This is a genomic window from Nocardia tengchongensis, from assembly GCF_054781395.1.
Genome location: NZ_BAAGUM010000009.1, coordinates 87,976 through 101,725 on the forward strand (window position 1 = coordinate 87,976; position 13,750 = coordinate 101,725).

14 protein-coding genes are annotated in these 13,750 nt (G+C 67.5%); 9 read left to right on the plus strand and 5 right to left on the minus strand.

Annotated elements, in window-relative coordinates; translation table 11 throughout:
- Positions 1 to 6 precede the first annotated feature (6 nt).
- Positions 7 to 645, plus strand: coding sequence for a hypothetical protein (locus tag ACYVKL_RS23405; RefSeq protein WP_379168030.1), 639 nt, complete (start codon positions 7 to 9; stop codon positions 643 to 645).
- A gap of 36 nt (positions 646 to 681) precedes the next feature.
- Here the strand turns inward: ACYVKL_RS23405 and ACYVKL_RS23410 are convergent, their stop codons facing one another.
- From ACYVKL_RS23410 to ACYVKL_RS23420, 3 genes are all read right to left on the minus strand, one after another.
- Complete coding sequence (locus ACYVKL_RS23410; protein WP_379168032.1) at positions 682 to 2,268, minus strand: acyl-CoA synthetase; 1,587 nt, start codon at positions 2,266 to 2,268, stop codon at positions 682 to 684.
- A gap of 214 nt (positions 2,269 to 2,482) precedes the next feature.
- A complete protein-coding gene (locus ACYVKL_RS23415; protein WP_379168034.1) occupies positions 2,483 to 3,301 on the minus strand; it encodes a helix-turn-helix domain-containing protein in 819 nt (272 codons plus the stop codon).
- A 3-nt stretch (positions 3,302 to 3,304) separates the two neighbouring features.
- Positions 3,305 to 3,718 (minus strand): VOC family protein, encoded by a 414-nt coding sequence (locus ACYVKL_RS23420; protein WP_379168036.1) that lies wholly within the window; start codon positions 3,716 to 3,718, stop codon positions 3,305 to 3,307.
- Positions 3,719 to 3,811: 93 nt separating this feature from the next.
- Here ACYVKL_RS23420 and ACYVKL_RS23425 point away from each other — a divergent pair, with 93 nt between their 5' ends.
- Both ACYVKL_RS23425 and ACYVKL_RS23430 read left to right on the plus strand, forming a co-directional pair.
- Complete coding sequence (locus ACYVKL_RS23425; RefSeq protein WP_379168038.1) at positions 3,812 to 5,008, plus strand: glycosyltransferase; 1,197 nt, start codon at positions 3,812 to 3,814, stop codon at positions 5,006 to 5,008.
- Between the two features lie 17 nt (positions 5,009 to 5,025).
- Positions 5,026 to 5,721: a maleylpyruvate isomerase family mycothiol-dependent enzyme gene (locus tag ACYVKL_RS23430; RefSeq protein WP_379168039.1), complete on the plus strand. Its 696-nt coding sequence runs from the start codon at positions 5,026 to 5,028 to the stop codon at positions 5,719 to 5,721.
- 152 nt (positions 5,722 to 5,873) lie between these two features.
- Here ACYVKL_RS23430 and ACYVKL_RS23435 read toward each other — a convergent pair whose 3' ends face one another.
- Both ACYVKL_RS23435 and ACYVKL_RS23440 read right to left on the minus strand, forming a co-directional pair.
- On the minus strand, positions 5,874 to 6,998 hold the full coding sequence (locus tag ACYVKL_RS23435) for an acyl-CoA dehydrogenase family protein (protein ID WP_379168042.1): 1,125 nt from the start codon (positions 6,996 to 6,998) through the stop codon (positions 5,874 to 5,876).
- A gap of 21 nt (positions 6,999 to 7,019) precedes the next feature.
- Complete coding sequence (locus ACYVKL_RS23440) at positions 7,020 to 8,213, minus strand: acyl-CoA dehydrogenase family protein (RefSeq protein WP_213558271.1); 1,194 nt, start codon at positions 8,211 to 8,213, stop codon at positions 7,020 to 7,022.
- Positions 8,214 to 8,366: 153 nt separating this feature from the next.
- Here ACYVKL_RS23440 and ACYVKL_RS23445 point away from each other — a divergent pair, with 153 nt between their 5' ends.
- The 6 genes from ACYVKL_RS23445 to ACYVKL_RS23470 all read left to right on the plus strand — a co-directional run bounded on the left by ACYVKL_RS23445 (position 8,367) and on the right by ACYVKL_RS23470 (position 13,747).
- Complete coding sequence (locus tag ACYVKL_RS23445) at positions 8,367 to 8,555, plus strand: ferredoxin (RefSeq protein WP_213558270.1); 189 nt, start codon at positions 8,367 to 8,369, stop codon at positions 8,553 to 8,555.
- 65 nt (positions 8,556 to 8,620) lie between these two features.
- The gene (locus ACYVKL_RS23450) at positions 8,621 to 9,523 is read left to right on the plus strand and encodes a 3-oxoacyl-ACP reductase (protein ID WP_213558269.1); all 903 of its coding nucleotides are present in this window, start codon (positions 8,621 to 8,623) and stop codon (positions 9,521 to 9,523) included.
- A gap of 323 nt (positions 9,524 to 9,846) precedes the next feature.
- Entirely contained in the window at positions 9,847 to 10,611 is a 765-nt protein-coding gene (locus ACYVKL_RS23455) for an MlaE family ABC transporter permease (protein WP_379168045.1), read from the plus strand.
- A 4-nt stretch (positions 10,612 to 10,615) separates the two neighbouring features.
- Entirely contained in the window at positions 10,616 to 11,467 is an 852-nt protein-coding gene (locus ACYVKL_RS23460) for an MlaE family ABC transporter permease (protein ID WP_379168046.1), read from the plus strand.
- Positions 11,468 to 11,504: 37 nt separating this feature from the next.
- Positions 11,505 to 12,725 (plus strand): MCE family protein, encoded by a 1,221-nt coding sequence (locus ACYVKL_RS23465; protein ID WP_379168048.1) that lies wholly within the window; start codon positions 11,505 to 11,507, stop codon positions 12,723 to 12,725.
- Complete coding sequence (locus ACYVKL_RS23470; protein ID WP_379168050.1) at positions 12,722 to 13,747, plus strand: MCE family protein; 1,026 nt, start codon at positions 12,722 to 12,724, stop codon at positions 13,745 to 13,747. The genes ACYVKL_RS23465 and ACYVKL_RS23470 overlap by 4 nt, the downstream gene beginning before the upstream one ends.
- Positions 13,748 to 13,750 lie beyond the last annotated feature (3 nt).

Below are 13,750 nucleotides of genomic sequence, written 5' to 3' on the forward strand. Positions count from 1 at the left end.
GGCGTCGTGACCGTCGAGCTGAACGCGGACGAGCAATGGGCGGAGAATCTGCGCCGCATGCTCGTGGGAGTGCGCCACGAAGCCGTCATGGCCATCGCCCGGCCGGTGCGGCCGGAGACCGAATACGGCGCGGAGGACACGGTTTTCCGGCAGTTGCACGAGGCCGGGAAGAAGGTGCGGCTGCTGTTGTCGACGGCCTACGTGGGCAGCCGGGGCCGGCAGTCGGTGCTGCGGCAGTTCACGCTGGGCTCGCAGATCCGGGTCACCGATACGGACTTCTGCAATGCGCTGATCGTCGATCGGGAGCGGGCGGCGCTGTGGGCGGCCGCACCGGGGCAGCAGCCGCGGGGGTATCTGGTGGCCGAGCCCGCCCTGCTCGGGGTGGTGCACCAGTTCGCCACCAGCACCTGGCATTCGGCGCGGAGGTTGCGGGACCACCTGGAACTGCGGGACGGCCTGGACTCGGTCGCGCTGGCGGTGGTCGAGCAGCTCCACGCCGGGGCCAAGGACGAGACGGCGGCGCGGGCGCTGGGGGTGTCGCTGCGCACCTATCGCCGCTATGTCGCCCAGCTCATGGCCCGGTTCGAGGTCAGCACCCGATTCCAGCTCGGGGTGCGGGTGCGTGAACTCGGGCTGTTGAGCTGAGCGACACCGGCGGACCGCGTCGGCGCCGCTCGACCGTCAGCGAGGCGAGTGCATCTCGTCCGCGTGCTCGCTCGCGTAGCGCTTGGCAGCGGGATAGTTGGCCTTGCCGCTCGGCTGCCGCATGACCGCGTCCACCAGCCAATATCCGCGCGGCGCTTTGTATCCCGCCACCTTGGCGCGCAGGTGTGCGTCCAGTTCGGCGAGGTCGAGCACGGCACCGGGTCGCGGTTGCGTCACCGCGGCCACGGCCTGCCCGAACCGCTCGTCCGGAATGCCGATGACCAGCGCGTCGAAGACGTCCGGATGGGACTTCAGCGCCGTCTCGACTTCCTCCGGGAAGACCTTCTCACCACCGGTATTGATGCATTCCGAGCCGCGCCCGAGCAGCGTGACGGTGCCGTCGGCCTCATAGCGCGCGTAATCGCCCGGCGCCACATACCGTTTGCCGTCGACCTCGACGAAGATCGTCTTCGTCTTCTCCGGGTCCTTGTAGTAGCCGAGTGGAACGTGCCCGGTCCGCGCCATCCGGCCCACCGCGCCGGGCACGGGCTCGACGAGCCGCCCGTCGTCGTCCAGCAGGGCGGACTGCGCGCCGAACCGCACCCGCGGTCCCCGGGTGTGGTCGGAATCCTTGGTGACCGTGGACAACCCGGTGCTGCCGCTCTCCGAGGACCCGATCACGTCGGTGATGAACAGGTTGGGGAAGGCCTCGAGGTACTGCTGTTTGAGCGAGTGCGAGAACAGTGCGGCGTGGCTGCTGAACGCCCAGAGGGTCGGAACCTTGTACCGACCCGCGTGGTACGCCTCCAGCAGCGGTTTGGCCATGGCGTCCCCGACCACGGTGAGTACGTGGACGCCGTGCCGCCGCACGGTCCGCCAGACCTCGTGCGCATCGAACCGCGGGACGAAAACCACGGTGCCGCCGGCGTTCAGGCCCATGAAGGCCGCCCACTGCGCCGCGCCGTGGATGAGCGGGGAGAGCGGGGCCATCACGATCCCCTCGGGCGCGGCGGCGGCGTTCTTCGCCAATTCCCATTCGTCCGAGACGTATTCGCCGGTCACGTGATTGATGCCGCCGCCGAGCGCCCGCCAGACGTCCTCGTGCCGCCACATGACGCCCTTGGGCATGCCGGTGGTGCCGCCGGTGTAGAGGATGTACGGATCGTCGCCGCTGCGCGGTCCGAAATCGCGTTCCGGGGATTGTGCGGCGAGCGCGTCGTCGTATTCGGTTCCGATGGCGAGTGTTTCGGTCAGGCCCGGAGCCGAGTCGCGTACCTCGGCGACGATTTCAGTAAATTCCGCTTCGTGGATAATTGCTTTCAGATCCGCGTTCTCGACGATATAGCGCACCTCGTCGGCCACATACCGATAATTCACGCTCACCGATACGGCGCGCAGTTTGTAGGTCGCCAGCATCGTTTCCAGCGCTTCGATGGAATTGCGGGAGTAGACGCCGACGTGATCGCCGACGCCGATGCCGCGGGCGGCCAGGTGGTGGGCGAGCCGATTGGCCCGCTCGTCGAGTTCGCGGTAGGTGAGGCGGCGGTCCTCGCAGATGAGGGCGGTCCGCTCCGGGACCGCGTCGACCGCGTGCTCGAACAGGTCTGCAACGTTGAAAGCCATGGATCCACCCTGGTTTTCGCGGGAGTGGAGCGCCGGTTCATCGGTTGGCAGGAAGCTGTCACGGCCGCCCGCGCCGGGGGTGTTCCGCGGGCCGATCCCCTCCTGTCCAGATGTAGACATGAACCCGGCCCGCGGTCCCTCTACCCTCGCCGCCGGGCCGACCACGATCAAGATCGGCAACCCACCCGTATCGGGTGGCAGCCGGATTTGCGGATTACCAGAGGGCGATGTCCGAGGTGTCGGGATCGGCCGTGGCGGGGTCGGGGTGACGGGGCGTGAGGCTGAAGAGCTCAACGTCGCGGTTCGGGAACGCCCAGCGCAGGCAGTCCATTTGGTATTCGGTGACGACTCCGGTGGCGGGGTCGCGGAGCAGGAGGGAATCGTCGTCGAGGATCCGGCGTGGGCACGGGGTGTTCCAGATCCGGTCGAATTCGGGGCTCGACCGGCAGGCTTCGCGGATCTCGCGGACGCGTTCGACCGGGGTGTTCGCCAGGGAGTACTCCGTGAGAGCCCAGACCAGGCGGTGAACGAAATCGGCCCAGTTGACCAGGTATTCGGATGCCCGAGGTTCGTTCATCGTGGCGACGATGACGTTGAGGGGGCGGTCGGGAGCGCCCAGCCGCGGATCCAGCCACGGGAACAGTCGGCAGGCCACCGCATTGGCCGCCAGAATATTGTTCTCGGGAACCTGGTGCAGGGAGGCGGGGCCGCGCAGGTTGCGCATGAAGGCCAGCATGCCGTCGGTCACCGAGCCCCCGGCCGCGGCCGACACCGACAGGTCGTCGCCGGTGGCGATCGACCACAGCACCCGCCGCCGGTTCACCGGTATCTCGAAGAGCACGGCCAGCGCGTTGAGCATGCTGGGATGCGGGAGGCGCTGTCCGTTCTCGATCTTCTCGTAGCCGCTGTGGGACATGTGCAGCGCCTCGGCGACGGCGCGCTGGGTCATGCCGAGGCGGAGTCGTTCCCGTTTGATGTACGCGCCCAGTGATATCCCGTGGGGGCCTTCGGACTCAGGACTATCGGCGCGCATCGATCACACAGGATAAGCCATGTAGAAGGGCTCCCACTGGTGACCGTCGGGGTCGAGGAAGGTGCGACTGTACATGCCGACCTCGGCCTCCTGGGCCTGGCGGTCGGAGTTGACCTCCTCCACGGCGCCCTCGGCGATCGCCGCCTCCAGCAGGGCGTCGACCTCGTGATTGCTGCCCAGCGCGAGCGCGTAGACGCTGCCGATGGTGCCGCGGGTGTCGCCGAGCGGGCGGCGGCCGAAGGTGGCGAAGAACTCGTGCGTCAGCAGCATGACGCAGATGTTGTCGTCGACCACGATGCACGCGGCATTGCCGTCGGTGAAGTCCGGATTCACCTTCCAGCCGATGGACTCGTAGAAGCGCTTGGACCGGTCCAGGTCGGCGACGGGCAGATTGATGAAGATCATCTTGCTCGGCATGGTGGCGCGTCCCCTCTCATTCGATGTACTGATGAGACGAACCGGGTGCGCGAAACTCATCGGTCGTGCGAGAGTGGCCGTTGGAGGTATCCGATGAACTACAGCTACCTGGTCGCCCTCACCGGCAGCGGCGGAACTGTTCCGCCGGAGCTGGGGGTGGTGCGGCGGCTGGTGCGGCGGGGCCATCGGGTGACGGTGCTCGCGGAAGAAAGCCTGGCCGAGGCGGTGGCCGCGACGGGCGCCCGGCTACGCCCGCGGGCCGGGGCCGGATTCGCCCGTGACACCGCCGACGAAATCGATGCCGAACGCCCCGACCTGGTGCTGGCCTCCTTCTTCGCGTTCGGGGCCATGGTCGCGGCGCAGGCCTGCGAGGTGCCGTTCTCGGTGCTGATCCCGGGCGTCTATCCGCTACCCGTGGAGGGCGAACCGCCGCCGGGCACCGGTTTCGGCCGGGCGCACGGGCCGGTGGGGCGGCTGCGCGATCGGCTGGTGGGTTCGCTGGTGCAGCGGCGCTGGGACGAGGAGCTACTACCCGAACTCAATGCCCTGCGCGCGGATTTCGGGCTGGATCGGCTGGCCCACTATCAGGATCAGGCGCGACTGGCCCGCCGGCAGCTGGTGTTGTCCAGTGCCGCTTTCGATTTCCCGGGGCAGGGCCCCGACGGGGTGCGCTGGGTGGGCCCGATCCTGGACGAACCCGACTGGGTCGCGGACACCTCCTGGACCCAGACCGACGGCGGCGATCCGCTCGTCCTGGTCGCGCTGTCGACCACCTTCCAACGGCAAACCGACTGCCTGCAAAGGATTTCCGAGGCCCTGGGCCAGCTTCCGGTGCGCGGCGTCATCACCACCGGCCCCGCCGTCGATCCGGCCGAGATCCACGCGCCCCCGAATGTGACGGTGCTGTGCGCGGCCCCGCACCGCGAGATCATGCGGCACGCCAGTCTGGTGATCACCCACGGCGGCCACGGCACCCTCATGAAGTCCTTCGCCGCCGACCTGCCGGTGGTGGTGCTCCCGCACGGCCGCGACACCGCCGACAACGCCGCCCGGGTCCGCGCGCACCGCGCCGGAATCGTGTTGCCGCGCACCGCGACTCCGCAGCGTATCGCCCGCGCGGTCCGCCACACCCTGCGCACCCCGGCCCACTATCGCGCCGCGGCCGAACTCGGCCGCGCCATCCGCCAGGACGGGCGGGGCCAGGCGCTGCTGCGTGAGCTGGAACCCTCGCCGGAACGTCCGGACCAGGTGGGGGAGCGGATCTACTCGGTGCGCGAACTCGAATCCTGAGGGCTAGCGTGGGCCGCATGGATTTCCTGGCGGTTTTGCGTGAGAAGTTGGACGAGTTCGGGGAGCTGATCACCCCCGGGGTCGATCCGAGCGCACCCGTTCCCAGTTGCGGGGACTGGACCTTCTATGACCTGGTCGACCATGTCGGGCAGGGGAATCTGTGGGTCACTACTGCCGTCCTGGAGCAGCGGGGAGACTTTCAGGGCGAGCCCGCGCCCAAGGACCCGGTGGAGCTGCGGGCCTGGTTCGACGGCACGGTGAAGTCGATCCTCGCGGCCGTGTCGGTCGATCCCGAGACCCCGGCCTGGACCTTCACCTCGCAGATGCCGCGCAAGGTCGGGTTCTGGCAGCGCCGCCGGGCGCAGGAAACCCTCATGCACCTGTGGGACGCGCAGGACGCGCTGGGCGCCGCCGCGCCGTTCGAGCCGGCGCTCGCGGCCGACGGTGTCACCGAGGTGTTCGAACTGTTCGCGCCGCGCATGGTGCTGCGCGGCCTGGCGAGCGAGCCGACCGCGGCGGTCGGCCTGCGCGCCACCGACACCGGCGACAGCTGGACCTACGGTCCGGGGACGCCGGTGGCCGAGATCTCCGGCACCGCATCGGATCTGCTGCTGGCGCTGTGGCAGCGCAAGGAGCTGAAGGACAGCGCGTTCAGCTGGCAGGGCAACTGGGCGGAGGGCGAGCGGGTGCTCGTCGGCCCGCTGGTGCCGTGACCGCGTAAACCGTTCGCGGACAGGCTGTTCGCTGTTCCTCGGACATGAAAAACGGCGAGGCGGTGGCCGGTATGGGAGCCACTACCTCGCCGTCGGCCGCTTTTGCAGGGTCGGCCGCGTCTCACCAGCCCGCAGGGGCGTGGAGTTCTTACCTACTGCGCGTCGGCGAGCATCGCGCCCAGGGCGCGCAGGTGATCGGTCGCGCCGCCGAGCGCGAACTCGTTGTGCTTGGCCGCGGTGAAGTACTGGTTCACGATGTGGTCGCGGTCGATGCCGACGCCGCCGTGCACGTGCACCACGGTGTGGGCGACGCGGTGACCGGCCTCGGCGGCCCAGAACTTGGCGGTGTGCACCTCGGCGGTGGCCGGGCGGCCCTCGGACAGCAGCCAGGCGGCCTGCTGCACGGCCAGGCGCACGCCCTGCACGTCGATGTAGCCGTCGGCGAGGCGCTGGGCCACGGCCTGGAAGCTACCGATCTTGCGGTTGAACTGCTCGCGCTCGCGGGCGTAGTCGGCGACCAGTTCCAGGCCCTTCTCGACCACGCCGAGCTGGGTGGCGGCCAGGCCGAGCCAGGCGCGCTCCAGCAGCCAGGTCAGGATCTCGGCGCCCTGTTCGACGGTGCCCACCAGTTCGGCGGGGGTGCCGGCGAGTTCGACCTCGGCCTCGGGGGAGCGGTCGGTGACGATCTGGTCCTCGACGCGCACCGAGGCGTGCGACGGGTCGACCAGGAAGACGGCGGGGGCGCCGTCGACGCTGGCGGACACCAGGATTCGGGCCGCCTGGCGGGCGAAGGGCACGGTGGTCTTGAGGCCGGTCAGCTGCCAGCCGTCACCCGCGATGGCGGTGGTGACCGGCTTGTCGAGCTCCCAGTTGCGCTCCTCGCTCAGCGCCGCGGTGAGGATGATCTCGCCGGTCGCGGCCTGCGCGGCCAGCTCCCGCTGGGCGGTGGAACCGAACTGGGCCAGCGCGCCGGCGCCGAGCACGATCGACCACAGGTACGGCACGGGGGCGACGGACTTGCCGATCTCGCGCAGGATGGCGGTCTGCTCCAGCACGCCGAAGTCGCTGCCGCCCACCGTCTCCGGCAGGGCCGCGGCCAGCACGCCGGTCTCGGCGAGCGAGCTCCACAGCGAGTCGTCGAAGCGCACGGTGCGGTCGCCCGCCGCGTCGGTGTTCTTGTCGAGTTCACGCAGCCGGTCGGCGGTGACGAGCTTGCCGGTGACCTCGGCGGTGAGGCGGGCCAGATCCTGCTGCGCCTCGGTGAGGGTGAAATCCATGATGGGTACCTTGGTTTCGAGTTAGCGCGCGGCGGCGGGCTGCTTGAGGGCGGTCATGGCGATGATGTCGCGCTGCACCTCGTTGGTGCCGCCGCCGAAGGTGAGGATCAGGCAGGCGCGGTGCATGCGCTCGAGGCGGCCGCGCAGCTGCGAGCCGGCCGAGTCCTGGCGCAGGTAGGCCTGCGGGCCGAGGATCTCCATCAGCGCCCGGTAGGCCTCGGTGGCCAGTTCGGTGCCGTAGACCTTGGTGGCGGAGGCGTCCCACGGGCGCGGGGCGGCGTCGCCGCCCTGGTCGGCGCGCGAGGCGATCTCCCAGTTGGTGAGCTTCAGGTATTCGACCTTCGAGTGGATCCGGGCCAGGCTGACCTGCACCCATTCCTGGTCGATGACGCGGGAGCCGTTGGCGGTCTTGGTGTTGCGCGCCCACTCGGTGACCTGCGCGACGGCCAGCGCCAGCGGCGCGGACGAGGTCAGCGCGACCCGCTCGTGGTTGAGCTGGTTGGTGACCAGCGCCCAGCCGCCGTTCTCCGGGCCCACCATGTCGGAGTGCTTGACCCGCACGTCCTGGTAGTAGGTGGCGCTGGTGTCCGGGCCGGCCATGGTGTGCACGGGCGTCCAGGAGAAGCCCTCGGCGTCGGTCGGCATGATGAACATCGAGATGCCCTTGTGCTTCTTGGCGCTCGGGTCGGTCCGGGCGGCCAGCCACACGTAGTCGGCGTAGGCGATGAGGGAGGTCCACATCTTCTGGCCGTTGATGATCCAGTCGTCGCCGTCGCGGACCGCGGAGGTGCGCAGCGAGGCCAGGTCGGTGCCGGCGCCCGGCTCCGAATAGCCGATGGCGAAGTGCAGCTGACCGGCGGCGATCTTGGGCAGGAAGAACTTCTTCTGCTCTTCGGTGCCGTAGTGCATGATGGTCGGCGCGACCGAGTTGATGGTCAGGAACGGCACCGGGGCGCCGGCGATGGCGGCCTCGTCGGTGAAGATCAGCTGATCCATGGTGGACCGGTCCTGGCCGCCGTACTCCTTGGGCCAGCCCAGGGCGAGCCAGCCGTCGCGGCCCATCTCCTCGACGACCTCGCGGTAGACGTTGCCCTCGCCGTATTCGCCGGTCTGGGCCGAAAGCGCTTGCCGCCGTTCGGGAGTGATGAGCTTGGTGAAATAGTCACGCAGCTCGGCACGCAGCTGTTCCTGTTGCGGCGTGTAGGCGATACGCATAGCAGTACCTCTAGCCTTCGTTTCTCGGTTCAGCCGATCATCGCACGCAAGTGAAACATGTTCCAGTATTGGTTCCGGTTAGGGCTACTTTGCTGTTCCGAGCACGGGTCTGCTTGTTAGGCTCGGGTGGAACCTGTGTTGAAGGAGAGAACTATGAAGGTGATCGTCGATTTCGATCAGTGCGAAGCGAACGGTATCTGCGTCGGAATCGCCCCTGACGTGTTCGATCTCGATGACGACGACAACTTGCACGTCAACGAGGTCGCGGTCACCGAGGACAACCGCAAGGACATCGAGTCGTCGGTGGCGCAGTGCCCCAAGGCGGCGCTGAAGCTGGTCTGAGGCCGGCACCGCCCGCCGGGGCCGGTCCTTGCCCGGCGGGTGGAACACGTTCTAGAGTCGGCCTCGTGAGCGAATCTGATGTGAGTCTTTCCGGCCGGGTTGCCGTGGTCACCGGCGCCGGCGCCGGGCTCGGCCGGGCCGAAGCCCTGGAGCTGGCCCGCGCGGGCGCGTCGGTCATTGTCAACGACCTTGCCGAAAACGACGCGGTCAGCGCAACCCTCGCCGATATCCGGGCGCTGGGCGTGAAGGCGGAGTTCGTCGGCGGCAGTATCGCCGAGCGGTCCACCGCCGACGCCATCATCCGTACCGCCGAGGAGTCCCTCGGTGGCTTGGACATCGTGGTGAACAATGCCGGGATCACCCGGGACAAGATGTTGTTCAACATGTCCGACGAGGACTTCGACGCGGTCGTCGCCGTGCACCTGCGCGGTCACTTCCTGCTGACCCGCAATGCGGCCGCCTACTGGCGCGCGAAGTTCAAGGAGACCGGTGCCCCCGTCTACGGGCGCATCATCAACACCTCCTCCGAGGCCGGTCTGCTCGGTCCCGCCGGCCAGGCGAACTACGGTGCGGCCAAGGCCGGTATCACCGCCCTGACCCTGTCGGCCGCCCGTGCCCTGGAGCAGGTCGGCGTGCGCGCCAACGCGATCGCGCCCCGCGCGCGTACCGCCATGACCGAGAACGTCTTCTCCGCGGCTCCCGACGAGGGCCCGGACCCGCTCTCGCCCGATCACGTCGCCCGCCTGGTGGCCTTCCTGGCCTCTCCGGCGGCCGAGGCCATCACCGGCCAGCTGTTCGTCGTCTACGGCCCGATGGTGGCCCTGATGGCGGCTCCCGTGGTCGAGCAGCGCTTCGACGCGGTGGGTGAGTTCACCCGTGAGGGCCTGGCCGCGAGCCTGGGCGGCTACTTCGCCGAACGTGGTTCGGACGCAACCTTCTCCGCCTCGTCCCTGAAGGACTTGGGCTGAGGTTTTCACCTCGATTTCCCGGTGTGGGGGCCGCGCGTCTGCTTGACAGACCCGGCCCCCGACCCTGCAGTTGATCGCGAGATCGATCATTGGTAGGAATGGGGATCAACTATGTGTGTCGCCTCACAATGCGGCATACCTCTGACGGTTAGGCTCACCTGAACACGTTCTCGAAACTGGACACCGGTTCAGAAAGAGTGCCTGTTCAAACCAGTGGAAACCTTCCCGAACCGTACGAGAACGTGTTCTAATCTTCGGCGGGACCGAGATCACAGTCAGATCTCGGTTGCTATCGCTAGGCAGGGGCAGGAGGAATAGCGGGAATGAATGAAGTCCTTGCCGTACCGCTGCGGGCGGTCGGAGGGTTCTTCGAACTCGCCGGCGCGGTCGCTCGCGCCGTGGTACGGCCCCCGTTCCAGCGACGGGAATTCATCGAACAGTCCTGGTTCATCGCCAGGGTCTCCATGTTTCCCACACTGATGGTGGCGATTCCGTTCACCGTGCTCGTGGTCTTCACCCTCAATATTCTTTTGCGGGAGATCGGCGCGGCCGACCTTTCCGGCGCGGGCGCGGCTTTCGGCGCGATCACCCAGATCGGCCCGATGGTCACGGTGCTCATCGTGGCCGGCGCGGGCGCGACGGCCATCTGCGCCGACCTCGGCGCGCGCACCATCCGCGAAGAGATCGACGCCATGAAGGTGCTCGGCATCGATCCGATTCAGCGCCTGGTGGTTCCGCGCGTGCTGGCCTCGATGTTCGTGGCCTTCTTGCTCAACGGCCTGGTGGCCGCGATCGGCATCCTCGGTGGCTTCGTCTTCTCGGTTTACCTGCAGGGCGTGAACGCGGGCGCCTTCGTCAACGGCATCACCCTGCTGACCCACCTGCCGGAGCTCGTCATCTCCGAGGTGAAGGCCATGCTGTTCGGTCTCGTCGCCGGTCTCGTCGCCTGCTACCTGGGCCTGAACGTCAAGGGCGGTCCCAAGAGTGTCGGCGATGCCGTGAACCAGACCGTCGTCTTCGCCTTCATGGCCTTGTTCGTCATCAACGTCGTCATGACCGCGATCAGCATCAAGTTCGCGGCTCGGTGATCTGATGGCTTTCGTAATCCAGTCTCGTTTTCCCAAGGTGACCAAGCGCTTTCAGCGCTTCACCGACGCGCTCGATTCGGTCGGCAAGCACGCCGTGTTCTACGCGCGCTCGATCGCCTCGGTGCCCAAGGCGCTGGTGCACTACCGCACCGAGACCATCCGGCTGATCGCCGAGATCTCCATGGGCACGGGCGCACTGGCGGTCATCGGCGGCACCGTCGTGATCGTCGGCTTCCTGACCCTCGCCGCCGGTGGCACCATCGCTGTGCAGGGTTACAGTTCGCTCGGCAATATCGGTGTCGAGGCACTGACCGGCTTCTTCGCGGCGTTCATCAACGTTCGCATTGCGGCGCCGGTTATTTCGGGCATCGGCCTGGCGGCGACGCTGGGCGCCGGTACCACGGCACAATTGGGGGCCATGCGCGTCTCCGAAGAGATCGACGCCCTCGAGGTGATGGCCATCCGGCCGATCCCCTTCCTGGTGGGCACCCGCATGCTGGCGGGCATCCTCGCCATCATCCCGTTGTACTCATTGGCGGTCATCGCCTCGTTCATCGCCTCGCGCTTCGCGACGGTGCAGATCTACGGCCAGTCGGCCGGTGTGTACGACCATTACTTCTCGACCTTCCTGATCCCCAGCGACATTCTCTGGTCCTTCGCGCAGGCGATCTTCATGGCCATGGCGGTCATGTTGATCCACACCTACTACGGCTATCACGCCGCGGGCGGACCGGTCGGCGTCGGCGTGGCGGTAGGTAATGCGGTGCGGGCCTCGCTGATCGCAGTCGTCACGGTGACGCTGCTGATGTCGCTGGCCATCTACGGCACCTCCGGCAATTTCCATCTCTCCGGGTAGGGGCGGGACGAACAACATGGTCCAACAACAAGGCGGGATGGCGAGCCCGATCGGCACGCCGTTCGTCCAGAAGCCGGCGCCGAAGCGCTACCTCGACCAGGGGTGGGTGATCCGGCTGGCCGGCGCCGGCCTCGTGCTCGGCCTGGTCGCCGTGGTGGTGTTCTGCCTGGTGAGTTTCTCCGGTGGTTTCACCAATACCGCACTGGTGACGGTCAATTCGCCGCGCGCGGGTCTGGTCATGGATCGCGACGCCAAGGTGAAGATCCGCGGTGTCGAGATCGGCCACGTCAAGTCGATCAACGAGACGCCCCAGGGCGCGCGCATCGAACTCGCCATGGATCCGGACAAGCTGAAGCTGGTGCCGGCCAACGCGACCGTGGACATCAACTCCACCACCGTGTTCGGCGCGAAGTACATCAACTTCGTCGAGCCGCAGAACCCCTCGGGCTCGCTGCACGCGGGATCCGTGGTGCAGGCCGAGGGCGTGACGGTCGAATTCAATACGCTCTTCCAGCATTTGAGCGACGTGCTCAACAAGGTGCAGCCCGAGAAGCTGAACGCCACGCTGACCGCGCTGGGCACCGCCCTGCAAGGTCGCGGCGAGAAGCTGGGCCTGCTGCTCTCGGACAGCGACGAGTTCCTGAAGCAGATCAACCCCTCGCTGCCGACGCTGCAGGACGATCTGCGCAAGACCGCCTCGGTCACCGGCACCTACGCCGACACCGTGCCGGATCTGCTGCGCATCACCGACAACATGCAGGTCACCGGCAAGACCATCACCGATGAGCAGGCTCGCGTGGACGATCTGCTGGCCAACCTCATCGGGCTGGCCGACACCTCGAACTCGGTGCTGAAGCCCAGCGAGGCTGATCTGACCAAGTCGCTGAACCTGTTGCGGCCCACCACGGATCTGCTCTTCGAGTACCGGTCGGCGCTCTACTGCACCATCATGACCTTCGGTGAGAACCTGCCGCTGATGGACGCGCTCATCGGTGGCAAGTATCCGGCCTTCGCCATGAACGCCAGCATCATGCCCAGCGGTACGCCGTACCAGTTCCCCGAGGACCTGCCCAAGGTGAACGCCACCGGTGGCCCGCACTGCGAGAACACCGTCGACCTGACGGGCGGTCAGAAGGCCAACTACCTGATGACCGATACCTCGGAGGGCCACATCTGGGCGCCGCTGACGCAGCCGCGCCCGTCCAAGACCGTCTTCGAGATCCTTTTCGACCAGCTGCCGGGGGTGGGTAAGAAGTGAAATTCAAACCGCACGCCACCACAGTCAAACTCAGTGTCTTCGGCCTCGCCATGCTGCTGATCCTGGCGTTGCTGGTGGTCGTCTTCAGCCAGATGCGGTTCGCCCGCGAGACCGGTTATCACGCGGTGTTCACCTCGTCCTCGGGCATGCTGCCCGGGTCGAAGGTGCGCATCGCGGGCGTGCCGGTCGGCTCGGTGAGCCGGGTCTACGTGGGCAAGGACAACAAGGCGCACGTCGACTTCGACGTGGACCGCAAGTACCGGGTCTACACCAGCACCAATGCGGCCATCCGCTACGAGAACCTGGTCGGCGACCGCTACCTGGAACTGATGGACGGCCCGGGCTCGGCGACCCCGCTGCGCTCCGGCGGCACCATCGATCTCGACCACGCCAAGCCCGCGCTGGATCTGGACATGCTGCTGGGCGGATTCAAACCGCTACTGCGCGGCCTGAATCCGACCCAGGTCAACAGCCTGACCGAGGCGCTGCTGCAGATCTTCCAGGGCCAGGGCGGCACGCTGGTCTCGCTGCTGAACAGCGGCGGTGACTTCGGCAAGACCCTCGCCTCGCGCGATGCCCTGATCGGCAGCGTGATCGAGAATCTGAAGACGGTGCTGGCCACCATCGACGACCGGGACAAGGCGTTCGGCACCACGCTGGACGAATTGCAGCGGCTGGTCAGCGGATTGGCCGCCGACAAGGACCCGATCGGTGCGGCGCTGCCCCGGATCGCCGGTGCCACCGGTGATCTCACCGAGCTGTTGAAGGCCGTCCGACCGGACCTGAAGAACACGGTTGACCAGCTGGGCCGCGCGGCCACAGTGCTCGACAACAGCCGTGGCGAGTTCCAGACGGTGCTCTCGGCGCTGCCGGAAACCTACAAGAAGCTGACTCGCATCGGCTCGTACGGATCGTTCTTGAATATCTATGCCTGCAGCACCGACGTCATGTTCACCGGACCCGACGGCAAGGACGTGCGTCTCGCTCTGCCCGGCAGCCAGTTCGACGGGAGGTGTGGATAAATC